The organism is Paenibacillus aestuarii (genome assembly GCF_027789125.1).
Lineage (GTDB): Bacteria > Bacillota > Bacilli > Paenibacillales > NBRC-103111 > Paenibacillus_E > Paenibacillus_E aestuarii.
Genome location: NZ_JAQFVF010000018.1, coordinates 32888 through 52001 on the forward strand (window position 1 = coordinate 32888; position 19114 = coordinate 52001).

The following is a 19114-nucleotide window of genomic DNA, read 5'->3' on the forward strand; positions in this document are numbered from 1 at the left end:
AAGCTTATGAAGCTTTATACCAAAACGGGGGATAAAGGAAAAACAAGCGTGATCGGAGCGCGCGTGGATAAGGACGATACGCGTGTCGAAGCTTACGGCACCGTCGATGAGCTGAACTGTTTCATCGGCCAGGCAATCAGCGTGATGACCGATGACGCCCATCCGCTGAAGCCGATCCTGCAGCACATCCAGCATGCGCTGTTCGATCTAGGCGTGGATTTGGCAACTGTCGCGCCACAGGCATACAAAATTCAAGATGTGCACGTGGCGCATCTGGAGAGTCGGATCGATGCTCTTTCCGAGCAGACTCCGGCGATCACTTATTTTATATTACCGGGCGGCACGCCATTGGCGGCGGCTTTGCATGTGAGCAGGGCCGTATGCCGAAGAGCGGAGAGAGCGATCGTCCGGCTGAGCAAAGAGCATCCCGTGCAGCCCGAGGGCTTGCAGTATATAAACCGGCTGTCGGATTTCCTGTTCGCTGCCGCCAGATGGGTCAATCATAGCGAGCAAGTGCCGGATATCCGGTATGAGAGCAATCCTCCCCAATCCTCGTAAAGTCGAGGATTTTTTGCTTTGAAATGAGTTACATTTTGTAACTAGGAGACATATAGTGTAGATAACCAACATTGCGGAGACAGGGGGACCCATCATGAGCGAGAGAACGTTGTATTTGTTTGACGGCATTCATAAAGGCTCTGTGAAACCCATTATTGAGCAGATCATGAAATTGAACCAGGCGGACGATGAAAAGGATAAAAAGGAGAAGGACTTTAAGCGCATTCCTATCGACCTGATTATCAATAGCAACGGGGGCAGCGTGTATGATGGCCTAGGACTAATCAACGTGATTGAAAACAGCAAAACGCCTGTTCACACCTACGTCTATGGCTTCGCAGCGAGCATGAGCTTGCTGATCGCCGTCAGCGGACACAAAAGATACTCAGGCCGGCTGAGCACCTTTATGTATCATTCCGTTTCCAATCATATTGAAGGCCAGCTTGAAAGGCTGAAAAACCGGATTGAAGAAACGCAGCGTTTGCAAAATGTGTACGACGAGTATCTAATCTCCCGCACCAAACTGCTCGTTGAAGATCTGCGAAACGTGCAGGAACACCATCGCGACAAGTTTTTTAGCCCCGAAGAGGCGTTGGAAGCAGGCATCATTGATGAAATTATTTAATTGACACTATTTTACATTTCCAGGCATGCCCCCTCAAAACGGAACGTTCCGCTGAATACTATAACCATGTGTATGCCACCTCCGGACTACGCTTAGCTGATACTTAAGGAGGAAATGTAGATGTTAAAACGATTTGACCAATTATTCGGGATTGACCTGGGAACGTCCAATACGGTGATTTATCAGAAGGGCAAAGGCATCGTGCTGAACGAGCCGACTGTCATCGCTTTTGATCAACTTTCGGGAGAACTGCTGGCAGCAGGCACCGAAGCACAAGCGATGATCGGACGAGCCCCTGCACATGTGGAGATTACGTATCCGCTAGTGAACGGTGTTATTTCCAACTTTGAGAAGACAAGCAGCATGCTGAAATATTTTGTGAAAAAACTGCAAGGACGCGCTTCCTTCCTGCGAGGGTCGCAAATGTTCATCTCCGTTCCGTGCGGGATTACGAATGTTCAGAAACGGGCCATTGAAGAAACCGTGGTCATCAAGGGAGCCAAGAAGGCCGTGGCTGTCGAAGAACCGCTGGCTTCCGCGCTTGGCGCTGGACTTAGCCTGGATGAGCCTCTGGGCCACCTGGTGCTGAACATCGGCGGAGGAACTTGCCAAGTAGCCGTCTTGTCCTTGGGCGGGGTCGTAGCCAGCAACACGCTGAATCGTGCCGGGATGACGCTGGATCAGGACATTATGGACTATGTGAAACGTCAGTACAACATGGAAATCGGCGAGCGCACGGCTGAGGAGATTAAAAAGCAAGTGGGAACGGCGCTCGATAGCACACCAGAGCGCACAATCGACATTAGGGGACGCGATCTCGTCAACGGCTTACCGCGTTCGATTCGCTTGACCTCGACGGAAATTTTCACTGTCGTGAATGAATTTTTGATCGTGTTGGTGGAAACAATTCGATCCACTTTGGAGCTGTGCCCGCCAGAACTAGCCGGGGACGTGATCGAGCAAGGCATGCTGCTCTGCGGAGGCGGCGCCTTGATCGAAGGCATTGATGAACGCATCCGCCTGGAGACGGGCGTGCCTGTTCATATCGCGGAATCACCGATGGAATGCACCGCGCTTGGCACGGGGATGATGCTCGGCTGCCACCGTGTCGGCGACTCTGGCTCTTCGCTCATCCGTCTCGAGCCTCAGCCGGAGGAATCGGCATAAGGAAAAAACTTAGTCACTGCTTATGGCAGGTCGACTAAGTTTTTTTGTTTTTAGTGTGCGAGGTTTAGTTTTGAGTTATGGAACTGAAACAATCTCATCGAGGTCTTATATGTGTTAATATGGAATAATCAGTGAGTAGACTTCGTTAACGTCCACCTCGTTTCGGAATGGAGACTATTGTAATGAGAATGTATACGGACCCCAAAGGCGAAGCTTACGAGCAAGTCATCGATTTGGCGATAAGAAGCTCGGAATGTTTTGTTCTTGGAGAAAAACTTCTAACCGATGATAGGGTCGCAGGCCATTACTCAAAACTATTGGCAGCACTGGAACCTTATCTAGTGAAGACGATCAAAATCCAAAGAAATCATATGGATGATGTTATACAAATGAAAAAGACCTATCGCAGCCATGCCTTTTATACGGCGGGAACTTATTATTTTTATCGATGCTGCGATGAAAGTGGATACATCTTGAAACAAATGGCGAGTAGAATGGCGGATTGGGTTTATCCGAACCTGCCGGAAGATTTGTGTTTCTTGAAAGAAGGTGGTGGGGACTACCTTTACTCCGTTGTGCATGAACAAATGTATGGGTTAGACGTAACAGATACAGAAGCAATCGAACTGATGGATCGGATTCCGGGGCTTTTTCTCCAATTAGACCAATTAGAGTCTCACCGAGATCTGGATCATCTGCTGGATGATGCCATTAAGCATCAAACCGATCGGCTGATCTTAAGTGGGCATAAGCTGACTGATCTTCCTGACCGAATTCGGGAGCTCACAGAGCTGCGTGAACTGGAAATTTTCGCACAGGATCTTTATCGTCTTCCTGAAGCGTTGTTCGAGTTGTACAAGCTTGAAAATTTGAAAATCATGACGTCTGATTTGGAGAGTATTCCTGCCTCTATTGCCAGGTTGAATAATCTGCGAGTGTTGTGTATCCATTGTGGGAGTTCAGATCGACCGGCTTTGGGATGGAGGGCAAAGCCCAAGGAGGAGATTAGCTTAAACCGCATTCCGCCAGAGATTGGAGAACTGGAGCAACTGGAACAGTTGACGATTGCATACACTTCGATCCGTGAGCTGCCGCCTGAGCTAAAGAAGCTGAAGCACTTGCGCATATTGGATTTAGACATGTGCATGATCGATTTGAAGCCTGACTTTCTTCATGGTATGAAACAACTTGCCTACTTAAATGTGAATGGTAGAATATACAGTCAGCAGCCGCTTGGAGGAAACTATGAATTTTAAAATCGAACAGCCTAAACTTGCTGCTGATTTATTGGAAGCAAGATCTCTCGACTCATTTGCATCAAGAGAAGAGATTAGCCATGGAGTTATTGAACATATGACCATTGAACACCAGGAAGCGGTCCGAGTTTCCTTGGAGAAAATGATTTTTAGAAATGTAACGATTAGTGAATCATCGCTGGAACAAATCGAATGTACTGATGTCATATTTGAGAATTGCGACTTATCCAATGTTAATTTTACCTCCTCCTTTATGCATCGGACTGAATTTCGCACCTGTAAACTGGTCGGAACGAACTTTGGGCAAAGCAGATTGCAAAATGTCAGGTTTCAGAATTGTTTAGGTAATTTAGCGAATTTTCGCTTCACTAATTTTAAGCAAGTGAGTTTTGAAGATTGTTCATTAGTCAGTGCTGATTATTATACCGTTACTTTTCAAAAAATAGCGTTTACTCGCTGCCATATGGATCAGGTTTATTTGATGGGAACCAAGCTGAAGGATGTCGATTTTAGTGATTGCAGCTTCGATGAACTCAGTGTGGAGGCGGAAAATTTAGATGGTTGTGTCATTGCGCCTCATCAAGCTTCGGCATTCGTCGGGCTTATGGGGATGATTGTTCGATAGCCATACGTAGGAGGTTCACATGTTTCAATATAGTAATCAACATTATGAAGGAGTCACGTTCAGCAGCCAAGACTTGAGATATGGAGAGCTGATTAATTGCACCTTCTCGCGCTGCAGTTTTGCTAATGGGTCCTTGGAGGAAATTGCGACGAAAAGCTGCCGCTTCATGGAATGCAACTTTCACGGTGCGTCACTCAATAGTTCGATACATACGGAATCTGCATTCGAGAACTGCAATTTCAGCGAAGCCAACCTGTTTGTGGCCAAATTTGAACATTGCAAAATGACGGGGTCAGACTTTTCAAGTGCCAATATGGATGGAATTACCATTCAAAAGGGAGACTGGTCGTATACGAATCTGCGTCATGCCCGATTAGGGAAACAGAACATGCGCGGGGTTCGTTTCTTCGAGGCTGATCTTTCACAAGCGAATCTGGAAAAAGCGGATCTAAGAGATTGCGATTTGACGAGAACAATATTCACACAAGCGAAATTACAGGGAGCCGACGTCCGGGGCGCTAAACTTGACGGTGTCGATTTTAAATCGTTTCCCATTAAAGGTGTTCGCATGGATCGGGAACAAGCTGTTCTGTTCACCCTTTCGTATGGTGCTAAAGTGGACTGAAGTACAGCATGAGCTGCGGATCGATATCGCATGATGATAACGCCCTTGCACGTACATGGTACGAGAAACTCGGATGAGTACAAGGCAAGGGCGTATATGATCTAACATCATTTACACATTAGAAGCATTTTGCGCTTTCTGCGATCGACCCACTGCCACTGATTTCCTCCGCATCAACTGCCGCAAATTGTCCAAATTGACAACGATCGTGCCGGCAATGATGGTCACCACGCCCAGCATCGAAACCCATGTGATCGTTTCCTCATAAAAGATAGCTCCTATCACGAGCGCAATCAACGGTGAAACATACAGCCACGTGGAGGGGAAAACCGGATTGGTTTTGGCGACAAGCCAATAGAACAGACTGTGTCCGACCATCGAACCAATGACGATTAAGTATAACAAGGAGCCGAGGGCCCTTGGTTCAAGGAGATAGCTAACGTGCCATCGCTCCGTGCACATCGAAAACACCAGCAAGAGCAGCCCTCCGTACATCATTTGGGCGGCGTTCAATGCGATCGGGGAGGATTCCGGAAAACGAGCAATAACGCTTTTGGAAAACAAGGCGCCTGAGGAATAAGCGAATTCCCCGATCAAGATGGCAATACAGCCGATGACCCACCAGATGTTGGCGGAAACTGTCAGGCTTGGCATGAGCAGCAAGATGACACCGGCAAAGCCGATGATGCAGCCCACGATGGAACGCGTGCTCGACGATTGTTTCAGCACGATGATTTGCAACAGCATAATCATGATCGGTCCGGTCGCTGACAAGACGGCGGCGATGCCGGAGGAGACAAACTGTTCAGCCCAATATAAGGTGGAGAAGGTGCCGAATGTTAACAATGCGCCGGTCAGCAGCATTTCTTTGCGCAGCAGTAGGCTGAAGCGAACTTTGTTCTTCGCTGCCATCCACAGGAATAAGATGAGACCTGCAATAAAAAAGCGTAAACCCGCCGAGAAAAAAGGCGGCGCAGCGGCATCGACACCAATTTTGATTGCCAGAAACGTGGTGCCAAAGATGAAACAGATAAGCAAATAGTTGAACATAATCATCGTACTTCACTCCTTTGCCTTGTATCATAACTGGTTCTTCACAGAACAGAATGTAATGAATAGAACAGATGGGAGGGAAATCGTGTACAATAGAGGATAACATCGCCAAGCCGAACGAGGGGGAGCAAGCATGTTATTCAAGCAAGTTTATCAATACATCGTGGGCAAAATCGAACGGAATGAATGGCAAGCTGGAGAGAAGCTGCCCTCCATCCGCTTGCTGGCGGAAGAGCTCGGGGTCCATCGTTTGACCGTGTTCAAGGCGTATCAACTGCTCAAGGAAAATGGAAAGGCGCTGGTAAAGGAAAAATCGGGCTACTATGTCAAAGACGCACAACAAAGTTGCCACGCGTTGGATCCTGATCTGGAAGCTGCGCCGCCGACAGTGTTGGGCGAGTTCAAAAACAATTTATCGGAAATTCAGGCGGTTCCCGTGGCGTATCAATTCTCACAGGCTTTGATCGATCCGAATCTGCTGCCTAATCTGTTTTTATCGGAATATGTGAAAAAAGTATTTGACATTTACCCGAAGCTGATGGGTTCGTATTCACCTGTTCAAGGCGACATCGAGCTGCGCGAGCTCCTCTGCCGATATATCGCTCATAAACACAAGGCTCAGCTCAAGCTGAACGAGATTTTGATCACAAGCGGGGCTACACAGGCCATTGATTTGATCGCCCGCCTCTATATTCGTCCCCTGGATGCGATTCTGGTGGAAAGGCCGACTTACAGCGGTGCGCTGGATGTATTTCGCATCCATGGCGCCCGGTTGATTCCCGTTGAAATCAGCATTGATGGATACGATTTGGAGCAGGTGGAAGCGTTGATGAAGCAGCACCGGCCGCGATTTTTTTACATGAATCCAACCTTTCACAATCCCACTGGTTATACGGTCCCTTCGGCGCAGCGCAAGCTGCTCGTTGAGTTAGCTGAGCGGTACCGATGCATCCTCGTTGAGGACGATGCGTTTCATGAGATGTATTTTGACACGCCGCCGCCGCCGCCTTTGTTCACGTACGATACGGAAGGCTGGGTCCTATACATTCGCAGCTTCAGCAAATATGTGGCACCGGGGCTGCGCATATGTGCAATCATTTGCCGCCAATCGGTGATGGGGCCACTTGTAACGGTCAAATCATTGGCAGATAATGGAACGCCCCTGGTGAATCAAAAAATATTTTTGCATTATTTCCAGTCGGATCGGATGCAGCAGCATTTGAAGAAGTTAAGAATCGCCCTCCAGGTGCGGCGCGACATCATGGAAGCGGAGCTGCACGAGCGAACGAATTGGGAGTGGGTCCGTCCGAAAGGCGGACTTAATCTCTGGCTGAAGCTGCCGGATACGTTTCCGGTCGAAACGTTGCTGCAGGCTTGTTTCCAGCATTCGATTTCGTTCGTGCCTGGAACGATCTGTGATCCGCTGCAGCAGATGAAGCCGTGGATTCGTTTGAATTATTCTTTTATCAATGAAGAAAAGCTACGGGAAGGAATTCGGAAATTAACCGATATTTCCCGGCAATTCGAGGCATAGAAGCCCAGGCTCGTTCATAAAATGATGGTACGTGAGACTCAAAAAAGCATAGCATGAAGGCGACGATGCCTTGGCGCGATAAGCGGAACTTGATCTGCTTGTTGTCCCGGGCATCTTTTTGTTTATTGTTGCGCATGGAGGGGATGCGATGAGCTTACAACCGATTCGCGCTGCTGCGCTGGCCGTTACGATGATTCCGAACGTCGCGCCGGAGCTGGCGGTCAAACTGGATTTGAAGCCTGGGCTCCGCAGCCTGGGCCTGCTTACGAGCAGCATCGACGACGTCGGCTACACAGCCGTGGACGAAGCGACCAAGATGGCCGCTGTCGAGGTCGTCTATGCCCGCTCATTCTACGCTGGCGCCGCTCACGCTTCCGGGCCGCTGTCGGGCGAGTTCCTCGGCATCATCGGCGGCGCATCGCCGGATGAGGTGCGAAGCGGCCTGGATGCGGCATTGCGCCTGATGGAAAGCGGCGCCTGCTTCTATGGCCTGAACCCGGAAGGAACGCATGCCTATTATGCGCATGTGATCTCGCGGACGGGTTCTTATTTATCCAAGATCGCGGACATTCCCGAAGGGGATCCGCTGGCGTATCTCATTGCGCCGCCGCTGGAGGCGATTGCCGGCTTGGATGCGGCGCTCAAGGCAGCCGATGTGCGGCTATGCCAATTTTACGGCCCGCCGACGGAGACGAATTTCGGCGGGGGACTTGTTACCGGCAGCCAGTCGGCTTGCACGGCGGCTGCGGCCGCTTTTGCGGAGGCGGTTAAGGCTGTGGCCGGAAATCCGCTGCGAAAGTCGGGTGATTCGCGATGAAACCACAACAACATGCGCTGGGCATGATCGAAACGAAAGGGGTAGCCGGTCTGGTCGCTGCAGCTGATGCGGCCGCCAAGACGGCAGATGTTCGCGTGACCTTATACGAGAAAGCCGATGCCGGATTGGTGACGATTTACGTCCTGGGGGAAGTCGCAGCGGTCAAGGCTTCGGTAGATGCCGGCGGGGAAGCGGCGCGACAGGTCGGGCAATTGCTCGCCACGCATGTGATTCCAAGACCTGACGCTTCGCTATGGAACATGCTGGAGAAGCTGATGCCGCCAGAATAGCTGCGGAAGGGAGGGGCTGACATGAAGCTGGACGCTGACCTGCAGGCGATTCAAGAAGTGCGTCAAAGGCTGCACGAAGCCAAAGCGGCGCAAAAGCTGCTGGAGACGATGTCACAAGCGCAAATCGACAGTATCATCGCAGCGATGGCGGACGCGGCAGAGCGAGAAGCTGTACGGCTCGGTGTGCTCGCCTGCGAGGAAACAGGTTTCGGTCATGCACGGGACAAAGCGGCGAAAAACCGTTTTGTCGCGCAAAATGTGTATCAGGCGATCAAAGAGATGAAGACGGTTGGGATCATTCACCGCGATGATTCGCGTAAAGTGTGGGAGGTCGCTCAGCCTGTCGGGGTGATCGCTGCCATCATCCCATCGACCAATCCTACGTCGACTGTCCTGTTTAAATGCATGATCGCGCTCAAAGCGAGGAACGCGATTGTCATCAGCCCGCATCCGTCTGCGCTGCGGTGTTCACAAGAAGCCGCTAGGGTGATGCGCGAAGCGGCTGAAGCATCAGGTGCGCCAGCGGGGCTGGTTCACTGCTTGCAGCAGCCGTCGATGGAAGCCAGCCGGGAGCTGATGACACATAAGCTGACGGATCTGATCTTGGCTACGGGCGGTACTGCGATGGTAAAAGCGGCGTACAGCTCCGGCAAGCCTGCCTATGGCGTGGGGCCGGGGAATGTGCCGGTTTATATTCATCATAGCGCGAAAATCAATGCGTCTGTGAGCGCTATCATACAGAGTAAAACGTTTGATTACGGCACGATTTGCGCTTCGGAGCAGGCGTTGGTCGTCGACCGTTCAATACGGTCGGAACTGTTGCACGCATTGAAGTTGCATGGCGCTTATGTACTCCAGGAGCAGGAGAAACGGAAGGTGGAGGCGGTCATTTCCGTGAACGGCGGCAGGAGCCTCAATCCGCAGATTGTCGGCCAATCACCGCAAAAGATTGCGGAGATGGCGGGAATCTCGATTCCCGAAGGCACCCGTGTGCTGCTGGCGGAAGAGACGGAAGTCGGCTTGGCCCATCCGTTCTCGATTGAAAAGCTAAGCCCGCTGCTGGCTTTATATACGGTTGAAGATTGGCAGGAGGGCTGCAGGCGCTGTATCGAGCTTTTGGAGCTCGGCGGATTAGGCCACACGCTGGGCATTCACTGCGAGGATCAGAACGTAATTGAAGCGTTTGGTCTGGAAAAGCCGGCATCGCGCATCGTTGTCAATGCAGGCACGACTTTTGGCGGTATTGGTGCGACGACGGGCATTTTGCCGTCGATGACACTCGGCTGCGGATCGTTCGGCAACAATATTACATCGGACAATATTGGACCGATGCATCTGCTCAATATCAAACGGGTCGCCTTCGGCATCCGGGAGATGGTGACGGAACCGCCGTCTGAGCCGACCGGTTCGTTCGCTGCTCAAGTCCAACAACTGGAGAGCGCCTTGCAGAATCACGGCAGGCCGGATATTACCCGGGACGAAGTGATGCAAATCGTAAAACGCGTCTTGGCTGAGATGCAGCTGGGATAAAAATGGCAAGATTATGATTTAAGTTTAGGAGGCGATCGTATGGCAGGAGAAATGGCGGCACTGGGCATGATCGAAACGAAAGGATTAGTCGGTTCCATCGAGGCAGCAGATGCGATGGTGAAGGCGGCCAATGTGAAGCTGATTGGCAAAGTGCATGTCGGCGGCGGGCTCATTACGGTGATGGTCAGAGGCGATGTCGGAGCGGTGAAAGCAGCGACGGATGCCGGGGCGGCAGCAGCGGAAAAAGTCGGCGAGCTGATTTCCGTGCACGTCATTCCGCGTCCGCATTCGGACATCGAGTTTATTTTGCCGAAGCTTGAAGGCTGATTTAGCCGATGGCGTTCATAACGGAGCGCGACCTGCGCGCACGATCTACCGGGCTGGCCGGAAGACTGCCGAACCCGTTCCCGCTGCGCGAGGGAGACAGATTGACACCGGCCGCCGCCGATTTTTTGAGAAGCAGAGGGATTGCGCTCAAGCTACATCCCGCCGAAGCCGAAGCGGAGGCAGACGCGCTTTCCGCCGTGCCAGCTGGCAATCTGCCTCTGCAGCCCATCCCGGTCGGCGTATCGGGCAGGCACATTCACCTCTCTGAGGGGCATGTGGAGGAGCTGTTCGGCGCCGGCTATCGCTTATCCCCGCTGCGCGAACTATCGCAGCCAGGTCAATTTGCGGCGCAGGAAACGGTCACGCTCGTCGGACCGAAGGGCATTTTGCCGCAAGTGCGCATCCTCGGCCCGTCCCGGGGCGCGACGCAAGTGGAGATCGCTCAGACAGACGGCTATGCCCTGGGGGTACATCCGCCTGTCCGCTTATCCGGACAGCTTGCAGGCACGCCGGGGATCACGATTGTCGGTCCTCTGTCAGCTATCCGGATATCCGAGGGGGTCATCATTGCCAAAAATCATGTGCACATGTCCTTGCAGGATGCAGCAGCCTTTCAAGTCGTATCCGGCGATCGGCTCATGTTGCAAACGATGGGAGAGCGGCCGGTCATTTTTGCAGACGTTATCGTTCGTGTTAGCGAGCGGTATGTGCTCGATTTCCATGTGGATACCGATGAAGGCAATGCAGCCGGGCTGCGGACAGGGGATACCGTCATGTGCATCGGCAAGAAAGAGGCGATAAGGGGGGATCGCTCGTGGAGATGAATCAGATGGTCGAGTCCATTGTTCGCGAACTCATTGCGGGCTTGAAGCCCGAGGCGATAAAGCCGCCCAAAGTGCTTTATGTGTTTTGCGACAGCACCGCGCATGAAGCATTTTCAGACCATTTTATCCTCTTGCGTAAAAACGGAATTGCCTTCGACTTCATGTTCCTTGACGGGGAAACATCGGCTTGGCTGGGAAAGCACCGGATTGAATCCGCCGGGCCCGGTAGAACGATTTTGTCCGATGAATACGCCCCGACACCATTAGAGGTACCGAAAGCCTATGAGGGCATTATCATCCCGGAAATCGATCTGGATAATGCCGGGCGCATCTCGCTCGGAATGAAAGGGACGGTCAAGGCGGAGCTTGTGTTCGCCGCGCTTGTTTTGAACAAATTTGTGCTGGTTGCCGACGATGCGCCGGGAATGAAGCGGGCGGACCGGCGAATCTTGCAATCTCTTACGCTGCCGAAGTCTTATCAGAAACTTTTTGAATATTATAGAAAAGAGATGGCTATGTATGGCGTAGAGTTCGCGCCTGCGAAGGAGCTTGCGGAGGTTGTAGTCCAGAAGTGTGTGCCGAATAGCCGCACGGAGGAGGTGGAAAGCGCACCTGTGCCTGTGATTACGGCGGATTCGCCAATGCCGGTACAGCCGGTAGAAGTGAAGATGCCGGTATTGCGCTTTGAAGGGCGGCTCCTCTCCGCGGAATGGGTCAAAAGGCAGCAAAACCTATCGCAATTCTCGTATATTGCGCTTTCAAGAGGAACGCTCGTGTCACCGCTAGCGAAAGATTTACTGCGCGATCACGGTATTGCGCTGCACGATGTGGACGATGAACAGGAAAGGTGACCGCTATGTTGCTGGGCAAAGTGATCGGCAGTGTGTGGGCAACGCAAAAGGAAGACGGGATGGAAAATTTGAAGCTGCTGGTCATTCAACCGATCGATTTCAGTGGGCGTGAAGCGGGGGCAACGGTCATAGCCGCCGACCGAATCGGCGCAGGCGCCGGGGAGAAAGTGATTATCTCCCGGGGGAGCCCGGCCCGCATTTTATTTAGCGGAAAGAACGTTCCGATCGATGCCATGGTCGTTGGAATCGTGGACAGCTACGAAATAGCCGATACGGATGAATAACCGGCGGGGGCGGGGGGTGAACAATCGCGATGTCGATGGAAGAGCAGAAAACGCGTGTCATCCAAGAATACGTGCCCGGCAAACAATTGACGCTGGCGCATGTCATTGCCAATCCGGACCCGATCCTGTACACCAAACTCGGCATTGAGGAGGCCAGCGCGATCGGGATATTAACACTGACGCCAACGGAGACAGCGATTATTGCTGCAGACATTGCCACGAAGGCGGCGCACGTGGGCATCAGTTATTTGGATCGGTTCACCGGTTCGCTGGTGATCACGGGTGAAGTCGCTGCGGTCGAGATGGCGATTGCGGCGGTTAATACGTTTTTACAGGAAAAACTGAAGTTTGCTACCGCTTCGTTGACAAGGTCGTGATCCGATGAAAAAAGTAATGATCATCGGTTCTGTCGGCGCCGGCAAATCCACGCTCATCAAAGCGCTGTTCGGCGAGAAGCCGTCCGCTGTGAAAACGCAAAGCCTCGTTTACCGGGATTGGGTGATCGATACGCCAGGCGAGTATACGGAGAACCCGCTATTTTACCGCTCGCTCATGGCCACTTCCCATGAGGCAGTCGCCGTCGTGCTGGTGCATGATGCTACGCGCCAGCGCAATTATTTCCCGCCAGGCTTCGCCGGCGGGTTCCCGGTGCCGGCTTTGGGCGTGATCACGAAGATCGATCATCCCCAAGCGGATGTGAAGCGAGCTGAAACGCTTCTTCGGCAGGCGCTGCCGGCGGGGGAGCTGTTTTACACCTCGGCAGCCAGTGATCTAGGTATGGATGAATTGAGGCAGAGATTGCATCAACTTGTGTTCGGAACATAACTACATTTCACCGCTGTGGGGGATGGGCATGACATCCGTTCGTAACCTATGTTTGGAGCATACATTTCTAACGCACGAAGATGTTGGCCTCATTGAGGAGCTGTCCCGTCAACTGCAGGCGTTCGCCGATGTTTCTCAATCGGATGTATTCATAGATTGCCCGCTGATGGACAACAGTTCCGCCATCGTCGTTGCCCAATCGCAGCCGGCGACTTCGCCTTCGCTTTATCGAACTTCCGTCGTCGGTCAGTACGCTTATGCGCAGAATGAACCGGCGGTGATGTACTGTCTATTATCGGGAAAGCCGGTCAACGGCGCCAGGGGCATTTCTCAAGAGCAGCGCGTCATACAGCAAAATGTCGTGCCGATCTTCTCGCCAAGCGGCAACGTCATCGGCGCGCTCATCATGGAACAGGATCTGTCCGAGAAACTTGCTCAGGAGCGGCACGTAGAGAGGCTCCAGGAAACGACAGAGCATTTAAGCGAAACGCTGCTGAACGTGGCGATGTCCGAGAGCGGGATGCCGGCGCTTATGCAGGAGGGCATGGTCCTATTTGATGCGAAGGAAACCGTTACGTATATCAACCCACAGGCCCGCAGTTTGCTTGGTGCGCTCGCTCAGGATGAGTTTAAGGAAGGCTGTAGTGTACAGCAATTGTTCGGCGGAGAGCTGAAACGGCCGAGCATTATGGGGGAATCCGGGCATTATCAGGAGGAATTGCATGCGGGTGGTGTCATATTCGAGTTGAAAGCTGTGACGCTATACAGAGACGATCAGGTGATCGGCGGGGTGATGCTGATCCGGGATATGACAGATTTGAAGCTTAAAGAGAAACAGCTGATCATTAAATCAGCCGTCATTAAAGAGATTCACCATCGCGTGAAAAATAATTTGCAAAATGTTTCCAGTCTGCTCCGGCTGCAAATGCGCAGATCGAAGCAAGACGAAGTGAAAAAAGTGTTTCAAGACAGCATCAACCGGATGACTAGCATCGCGATTTTGCATGAAATGCTTGCCTCGGACGGCTTGGATACGGTCCCTTTTCAAGAAGTGATGGAGCGGATTGCCAAACATATTGTTTCGGCCTCTGCCAAACCGGAGCAGCAGATTCGCCTGGCGATTCACGGTGATGCGCTGACGCTGCCGTCGGAATGTGCGGGTACGCTTGCACTTGTGCTTAACGAGTTGGTGCAAAACTGTGTGACCCATGCGTTCAGAGACCGGTCCGTGGGCAATATCGATATTGCGCTTCAGGTGAGCGGCCAGATGGCCAGATTGACGATCATGGATGATGGCGTTGGCATGGACACGGGCAGTGGTGAAGATTCGCTAGGCAAGCCGCACCTGGGACTTCATATTACGAAGACGCTCGTTCAGGAAAATCTCGGCGGTGTGCTGCTCGTAGAGTCGGATGATACAGGAACGAGCATTCGCCTCACATTTCCGCTTGCCCAAACCGCAGACAGGGAGGAATTGCTGTGAAGCCTCTCATCGCAATTGTCGATGATGATCCGATTATTCGGCTGGACATCCGCGAAATGCTGGAAGAAGCGGGCTATCAGGTAGCCGGTGAAGCGAAAAATGGGCAGGATGCCATTGAACTGGCGGCCAGAACCCGACCGGATCTTGTCATCATGGACATTAAAATGCCAGTGATGAACGGCATCAAAGCAGCGCGCATTATCCGCAGCATGCGGGAGGAGACCGCTGTTCTGCTGCTGACGGCATACAGTCAGCGGGAGCTTGTGACAGATGCGCGCAGCGCCGGCGTTTCGGCGTATCTGGTCAAGCCGGTATCGGAGGCGGATCTGATCCCCGCCGTCGAAATGGCGCTCAGCCAAAACGAAAAAATGGCTGCGCTCCATCGTGATATCGCGATGCTGAAGCAATCGCTGGAAGAGCGGAAACTCATCGACCGGGCGAAAGGCCTGATGATGAAGGCCAATCACCTCGATGAGGAGGAAGCTTACCGCAAGCTGCGCAGTGCCAGCATGCATATGGGCGTACCGCTTGCCAAGCTGGCGGCGCTCGTTGTGGAGAAGGGACCGCATGCATGGAACGAGGCTAGTGGATGATGATGACGGGAGCGGGTGAAGCGGATGGAAGATCAATGGATCACCAGTGTAGGCATCGACATCGGTACGAGCACAACTAAAATGATCGTGAGCCGGCTGCGGCTCTCTAGAACGTCCAACGCGCTGAGCCTGCCGCGATTTGAGATCGTGGAACGGGAGCTGATCTATGCCAGCCCGATCTATCCGACGCCGCTCAGGAGCGCGACGGAAGTGGACGCAGAGCGGATCGGGGCGCTGCTCGCGTTCGAATATGCGCAGGCGGGCGTTCGCGCCGCCGAGCTAAAATCCGGCGCGGTTATCATTACAGGTGAAACCGCCAATACAACCAATGCGCAGATCATCGTGCATCTGCTCGCTGAACAGGCCGGCGATTTTGTCGTGGCGACAGCCGGCGCTGACTTGGAGGCGCTGCTTGCTGGCAAAGGCGCAGGGGCAGACCGGCTCTCGCTGCACACGCGCGAGGCGGTCGCTAACATCGACGTCGGCGGAGGGACGGCGAACGTGGCGATATTCAAGCGGGGCAAGCCGCTTGGAACGGTAACGTTTCACATTGGCGGCAGACTGATTCAACTGGATCGTACCGGCCGGATTACGGCGATTTCAGCTTCGCTTAAGCCTTGGCTTGAGGCTAACGGCTATTTGCTGAGTATCGGTCAAGTTGTAGGTTTTCACCAATTGGAGTCAATTTGCACCTCCATGTGCCGGGATATGCTGGACTATATAAGCGGCCGGGTTGCGCCTGGAGAGCGTGCAGGACTCAAGGCGCTTATCCTCGGCAAGCCGCTCCCCGATGTCCCGCAGATCGAGACATGGACCATATCCGGAGGAATCGGTTTATGTTTGCATGAACCCGATCCTGCGGATATGGCAGCCAGCGCCCGGTATGGCGATATGGGACCGCTGCTGGCACGCTGCATGCGAGAGCAAGCCGCAGCGTATCCGATTCGGCTGCTGCAGCCGGACCAGACGGTCAGAGCGACGGTCATCGGAGCCGGCATGCAGAGCACCGAGATCAGCGGGGCTACGATCCAAGTTGACGCAGCGCTGCTGCCGATCCGGAATTTACCGGTGCTGAAAATGGACGTCCCGCTGAAGACACTGGCAGCGCCGGGCGACGCAGATGCTTTCGAAGCGTCTGTCATGCAAGTGATGAGGACGGGGAAGGCGCTGTTCGGACAGGACGCCAAAGAGACAGCCCCGCCGTTTGCTTTTGCGTTATCGCTCTCCTTCACGCCGACTTACGCATTACTGCAATTGATGGCTTCCGCGCTTATCGCTGGCTATCGCACTTTGTTTCCAGAAATAGGTAGTCTCGTCGTCATCTGTGAAAGCGACATCGCCAAAGCGCTCGGCCAATCGCTGAGCAAACATGCCGCGGGACGACTGCGCATTATTTGCATCGATCAAATTAGCGTCGAGTACGGCGATTATATCGATTTAGGCGAGCCGATCTCGGGGATGATGATTCCGGTCGTCGTGAAAACATTAGCATTTCCGGGCACAGCCCAGGGAGGGATGCCGAGGTGAAGCTCAAAACCGTTTTGCTGGGGCAGACGTTTCAATTCCGCGATTTGAAAGACTTAATGGCAAAAGCCAACGAGGTCAAATCCGGCGACCAGCTGGCAGGCATTGCTGCTGCCGACGCCAAGGAGCGAATGGCCGCCAAGCTCGTGCTAGCGGACCTTACGCTGGCGGATTTTCGCAATGCTCCGCTGCTTGCGCCTGAGGTGGATGAAGTGTCCCGGATCATTGAAGAAGCCGTGAATGAAAAAATCTACGCCGAAGTCCGCAATTGGACTGTGGCGGAGCTTCGTGAACACCTGCTGCAGCAGGGCACGGGCAGCGACGAAATCCGCAGGCTCAGCCGAGGGTTGACTAGCGAAATGGTCGCCGCCGCCGCCAAATTGATGAGCAATTTAGATCTGGTGCAAGCGGCCGCCAAGATCGAAGTGATCTCGCACTGCAACATGACGATCGGGCAGAAGGGCGTCCTCGCTGGGCGCGCCCAGCCGAATCACCCGACGGATAACATTCAGGGCATGAAAGCTTCTTTGTTCGAAGCTTTAAGCTATGGGATCGGCGATGCGGTGCTGGGGATCAATCCGGTTATCGATTCAGCCGATAGCGTGAAAAGCATGCTGTTTGCGATGAAAGAGGTCATGGCGAAATGGAGCATTCCGACGCAAAACTGCGTACTCGCGCATATCAAAACGCAGATGAAAGCGATCCGCCAAGGCGCGCCGGCGGATATGGTCTTTCAAAGTTTGGCCGGTACCGAAGACGGCAACAAAGCGTTCGGCATCAGCGCCGAGCTGCTTGACGAGGCTGATGATCTGGTGCGGCGAGAAGGCAGTGGAACGGGACCGAATCTGTGGTATTTTGAAACCGGCCAAGGTTCCGAGCTGTCCGCCGAAGCCCACCACGGCATCGATCAGGTGACGCTGGAGTCGCGTTGCTACGGACTGGCGAGGAAATATAAGCCGTTTATCGTCAACACGGTGGTCGGGTTCATCGGTCCGGAGTATTTGTACGATAGCCGTCAGGTGATTCGCGCAGGGCTGGAGGATCATTTTATGGGCAAAATGCAGCAGCTGCCGATGGGCGTCGACGTGTGCTACACCAATCACATGCAAGCCGATCAGAATGATATGGATAATTTGGCAGTGCTGCTGGCGTCTGCAGGGGTCAATTACTTGATCGGGGTGCCGATGGCTGACGACTGCATGCTGAACTATCAATCTACGAGCTACCATGATATCGCAACGCTGCGCGAGCTGATGGGGCTGCGGCCGGCGCCGGATTTTGAGCGTTGGCTGGTGAAGATGGGCATCATGGAAAATGGCCGATTAACACCGCTTGCGGGAGACCCGACGCTATTTATGTGAGCCAAGGAGGGAGACGGAGATGACCGTTCCTTTGGAGCAATTGGTTGATCTTGTGATGGCAGAGTTGGAAAAACGAGTTGCCGAATCCGTCCCTGACAGCGCCCGCGGGCAGGAGGGAGCAGTTTCGGCCCTCAATCAGGATGTGCCTGCTCCCTACGAGCCGAATCGCCTGAGCGACGCTGCACGCGCAGATGCCGCTGATGACACCGCGGAGACCGCCGCAGCGCATGTCCCCCACCCCAAATGGGCGGAGGGGCTGCAGGAGCTGCTGGCCAGCACACCGGCGCGCATCGGGGTATGGCGGGCGGGCACACGGCCCTTGACGAGAGAGATGCTGCGATTCCGCTGCGATCACGCTGCCGCCGTCGATTCGATCTACGGTCAAGTGGACCCGGCGGTGATCGATGAATTTGCTTTATTTACGGTGGAGACCTGCTACGAAAATACAGAGAATTACTTGAAACGTCCCGACATGGGACGCATCGTATCCGACCAAGGGCTAGCTGCGATCCGCGAGCGCTGTCCAGCCAAGCCGCAGGTGCAAATTGTCGTCTCTGACGGGCTGAGCGCGAACGCCATCGATGCCAACCTGCGGGATGTGTACCCGGCGCTGCTGGATTCTCTGCAGGCTTACGGGCTTTCGACAGGCGTGCCGTTCTTTGTGCGCGGGGGACGGGTGGCCGTAATGGATCACATCGGCGAGCTGCTGCAGCCTGACGTCGTTGTACTGTTGATCGGGGAGAGGCCTGGACTCGTCTCTTCGCAATCGATGAGCGCCTACATGTGCTACCTTCCGCGCAAAGGCACCGTAGAGAGCGATCGGACTGTCATATCCAACATACATCGTGGTGGCACGCCGCCTGTCGAAGCGGGAGCGCATATCGGCACCATCGTCCACAAGATGCTTGAACAGCGCACAAGCGGCGTCCATCTAGAGCTATAGACATGAAGGGAAGGGTGAA

Annotated in this window: 22 protein-coding genes; 21 read left to right on the forward strand and 1 reads right to left on the reverse strand. The window is 53.4% G+C overall.

Annotated features, from left to right (window positions below):
* The first annotated feature begins 6 nt into the window (after positions 1–6).
* The 6 genes from O9139_RS03935 to O9139_RS03960 all read left to right on the forward strand — a co-directional run bounded on the left by O9139_RS03935 (position 7) and on the right by O9139_RS03960 (position 4856).
* A complete protein-coding gene (locus tag O9139_RS03935; protein ID WP_270878149.1) occupies positions 7–558 on the forward strand; it encodes a cob(I)yrinic acid a,c-diamide adenosyltransferase in 552 nt (183 codons plus the stop codon).
* Positions 559–652: 94 nt separating this feature from the next.
* Positions 653–1183 (forward strand): ATP-dependent Clp protease proteolytic subunit, encoded by a 531-nt coding sequence (locus O9139_RS03940; protein ID WP_270878150.1) that lies wholly within the window; start codon positions 653–655, stop codon positions 1181–1183.
* 120 nt (positions 1184–1303) lie between these two features.
* Positions 1304–2350 (forward strand): rod shape-determining protein, encoded by a 1047-nt coding sequence (gene mreB / locus O9139_RS03945; protein WP_270878151.1) that lies wholly within the window; start codon positions 1304–1306, stop codon positions 2348–2350.
* Positions 2351–2532: 182 nt separating this feature from the next.
* The gene (locus O9139_RS03950) at positions 2533–3606 is read left to right on the forward strand and encodes a leucine-rich repeat domain-containing protein (protein WP_270878152.1); all 1074 of its coding nucleotides are present in this window, start codon (positions 2533–2535) and stop codon (positions 3604–3606) included.
* Positions 3596–4231 (forward strand): pentapeptide repeat-containing protein, encoded by a 636-nt coding sequence (locus tag O9139_RS03955; protein WP_270878153.1) that lies wholly within the window; start codon positions 3596–3598, stop codon positions 4229–4231. Before O9139_RS03950 ends, O9139_RS03955 begins: the two co-directional genes overlap by 11 nt.
* Before the next feature lie 19 nt (positions 4232–4250).
* Positions 4251–4856, forward strand: coding sequence for a pentapeptide repeat-containing protein (locus tag O9139_RS03960; protein WP_270878154.1), 606 nt, complete (start codon positions 4251–4253; stop codon positions 4854–4856).
* Between the two features lie 111 nt (positions 4857–4967).
* Here O9139_RS03960 and O9139_RS03965 read toward each other — a convergent pair whose 3' ends face one another.
* Positions 4968–5912 (reverse strand): DMT family transporter, encoded by a 945-nt coding sequence (locus O9139_RS03965; RefSeq protein WP_270878155.1) that lies wholly within the window; start codon positions 5910–5912, stop codon positions 4968–4970.
* A gap of 130 nt (positions 5913–6042) precedes the next feature.
* Between O9139_RS03965 and O9139_RS03970 the strand changes: the two genes are divergently transcribed.
* From O9139_RS03970 to eutC, 15 genes are all read left to right on the forward strand, one after another.
* On the forward strand, positions 6043–7443 hold the full coding sequence (locus O9139_RS03970; RefSeq protein WP_270878156.1) for an aminotransferase-like domain-containing protein: 1401 nt from the start codon (positions 6043–6045) through the stop codon (positions 7441–7443).
* A 148-nt stretch (positions 7444–7591) separates the two neighbouring features.
* Positions 7592–8260 (forward strand): ethanolamine utilization microcompartment protein EutL, encoded by a 669-nt coding sequence (gene eutL, locus O9139_RS03975; protein ID WP_270878157.1) that lies wholly within the window; start codon positions 7592–7594, stop codon positions 8258–8260.
* Positions 8257–8550: a BMC domain-containing protein gene (locus O9139_RS03980; RefSeq protein WP_270878158.1), complete on the forward strand. Its 294-nt coding sequence runs from the start codon at positions 8257–8259 to the stop codon at positions 8548–8550. The genes eutL and O9139_RS03980 overlap by 4 nt, the downstream gene beginning before the upstream one ends.
* Before the next feature lie 21 nt (positions 8551–8571).
* Complete coding sequence (locus tag O9139_RS03985; protein ID WP_270878159.1) at positions 8572–10080, forward strand: acetaldehyde dehydrogenase (acetylating); 1509 nt, start codon at positions 8572–8574, stop codon at positions 10078–10080.
* Between the two features lie 39 nt (positions 10081–10119).
* Entirely contained in the window at positions 10120–10407 is a 288-nt protein-coding gene (gene eutM, locus O9139_RS03990) for an ethanolamine utilization microcompartment protein EutM (RefSeq protein ID WP_270878160.1), read from the forward strand.
* Between the two features lie 8 nt (positions 10408–10415).
* A complete protein-coding gene (gene pduL / locus O9139_RS03995) occupies positions 10416–11231 on the forward strand; it encodes a phosphate propanoyltransferase (RefSeq protein ID WP_270878161.1) in 816 nt (271 codons plus the stop codon).
* Positions 11228–12082 (forward strand): hypothetical protein, encoded by an 855-nt coding sequence (locus O9139_RS04000; protein WP_333742449.1) that lies wholly within the window; start codon positions 11228–11230, stop codon positions 12080–12082. The genes pduL and O9139_RS04000 overlap by 4 nt, the downstream gene beginning before the upstream one ends.
* A gap of 5 nt (positions 12083–12087) precedes the next feature.
* A complete protein-coding gene (locus O9139_RS04005; RefSeq protein ID WP_270878163.1) occupies positions 12088–12366 on the forward strand; it encodes a EutN/CcmL family microcompartment protein in 279 nt (92 codons plus the stop codon).
* A 35-nt stretch (positions 12367–12401) separates the two neighbouring features.
* A complete protein-coding gene (locus tag O9139_RS04010) occupies positions 12402–12743 on the forward strand; it encodes a BMC domain-containing protein (RefSeq protein ID WP_270878343.1) in 342 nt (113 codons plus the stop codon).
* A 4-nt stretch (positions 12744–12747) separates the two neighbouring features.
* Positions 12748–13191, forward strand: a complete 444-nt coding sequence (locus O9139_RS04015; protein ID WP_270878164.1) for a EutP/PduV family microcompartment system protein — start codon at positions 12748–12750, stop codon at positions 13189–13191.
* 28 nt (positions 13192–13219) lie between these two features.
* Complete coding sequence (locus tag O9139_RS04020) at positions 13220–14674, forward strand: sensor histidine kinase (protein ID WP_270878165.1); 1455 nt, start codon at positions 13220–13222, stop codon at positions 14672–14674.
* The gene (locus O9139_RS04025) at positions 14671–15267 is read left to right on the forward strand and encodes an ANTAR domain-containing response regulator (RefSeq protein ID WP_270878166.1); all 597 of its coding nucleotides are present in this window, start codon (positions 14671–14673) and stop codon (positions 15265–15267) included. Before O9139_RS04020 ends, O9139_RS04025 begins: the two co-directional genes overlap by 4 nt.
* Positions 15268–15291: 24 nt before the next feature.
* A complete protein-coding gene (locus tag O9139_RS04030; protein WP_270878167.1) occupies positions 15292–16794 on the forward strand; it encodes an ethanolamine ammonia-lyase reactivating factor EutA in 1503 nt (500 codons plus the stop codon).
* On the forward strand, positions 16791–18152 hold the full coding sequence (locus O9139_RS04035) for an ethanolamine ammonia-lyase subunit EutB (protein WP_270878168.1): 1362 nt from the start codon (positions 16791–16793) through the stop codon (positions 18150–18152). Before O9139_RS04030 ends, O9139_RS04035 begins: the two co-directional genes overlap by 4 nt.
* Before the next feature lie 19 nt (positions 18153–18171).
* The gene (eutC, locus tag O9139_RS04040) at positions 18172–19095 is read left to right on the forward strand and encodes an ethanolamine ammonia-lyase subunit EutC (protein WP_270878169.1); all 924 of its coding nucleotides are present in this window, start codon (positions 18172–18174) and stop codon (positions 19093–19095) included.
* Positions 19096–19114 lie beyond the last annotated feature (19 nt).

Coding starts and splice junctions, on each gene's coding strand:
- O9139_RS03935 (WP_270878149.1), top strand. CDS start 7: ATGAAGCTTTATACCAAAACGGGGGATAAAGGAAAAACAAGCGTGATC.
- O9139_RS03940 (WP_270878150.1), top strand. CDS start 653: ATGAGCGAGAGAACGTTGTATTTGTTTGACGGCATTCATAAAGGCTCT.
- mreB (WP_270878151.1), top strand. CDS start 1,304: ATGTTAAAACGATTTGACCAATTATTCGGGATTGACCTGGGAACGTCC.
- O9139_RS03950 (WP_270878152.1), top strand. CDS start 2,533: ATGAGAATGTATACGGACCCCAAAGGCGAAGCTTACGAGCAAGTCATC.
- O9139_RS03955 (WP_270878153.1), top strand. CDS start 3,596: ATGAATTTTAAAATCGAACAGCCTAAACTTGCTGCTGATTTATTGGAA.
- O9139_RS03960 (WP_270878154.1), top strand. CDS start 4,251: ATGTTTCAATATAGTAATCAACATTATGAAGGAGTCACGTTCAGCAGC.
- O9139_RS03965 (WP_270878155.1), bottom strand. CDS start 5,912: ATGATTATGTTCAACTATTTGCTTATCTGTTTCATCTTTGGCACCACG.
- O9139_RS03970 (WP_270878156.1), top strand. CDS start 6,043: ATGTTATTCAAGCAAGTTTATCAATACATCGTGGGCAAAATCGAACGG.
- eutL (WP_270878157.1), top strand. CDS start 7,592: ATGAGCTTACAACCGATTCGCGCTGCTGCGCTGGCCGTTACGATGATT.
- O9139_RS03980 (WP_270878158.1), top strand. CDS start 8,257: ATGAAACCACAACAACATGCGCTGGGCATGATCGAAACGAAAGGGGTA.
- O9139_RS03985 (WP_270878159.1), top strand. CDS start 8,572: ATGAAGCTGGACGCTGACCTGCAGGCGATTCAAGAAGTGCGTCAAAGG.
- eutM (WP_270878160.1), top strand. CDS start 10,120: ATGGCAGGAGAAATGGCGGCACTGGGCATGATCGAAACGAAAGGATTA.
- pduL (WP_270878161.1), top strand. CDS start 10,416: ATGGCGTTCATAACGGAGCGCGACCTGCGCGCACGATCTACCGGGCTG.
- O9139_RS04000 (WP_333742449.1), top strand. CDS start 11,228: ATGAATCAGATGGTCGAGTCCATTGTTCGCGAACTCATTGCGGGCTTG.
- O9139_RS04005 (WP_270878163.1), top strand. CDS start 12,088: ATGTTGCTGGGCAAAGTGATCGGCAGTGTGTGGGCAACGCAAAAGGAA.
- O9139_RS04010 (WP_270878343.1), top strand. CDS start 12,402: ATGGAAGAGCAGAAAACGCGTGTCATCCAAGAATACGTGCCCGGCAAA.
- O9139_RS04015 (WP_270878164.1), top strand. CDS start 12,748: ATGAAAAAAGTAATGATCATCGGTTCTGTCGGCGCCGGCAAATCCACG.
- O9139_RS04020 (WP_270878165.1), top strand. CDS start 13,220: ATGACATCCGTTCGTAACCTATGTTTGGAGCATACATTTCTAACGCAC.
- O9139_RS04030 (WP_270878167.1), top strand. CDS start 15,292: ATGGAAGATCAATGGATCACCAGTGTAGGCATCGACATCGGTACGAGC.
- eutC (WP_270878169.1), top strand. CDS start 18,172: ATGACCGTTCCTTTGGAGCAATTGGTTGATCTTGTGATGGCAGAGTTG.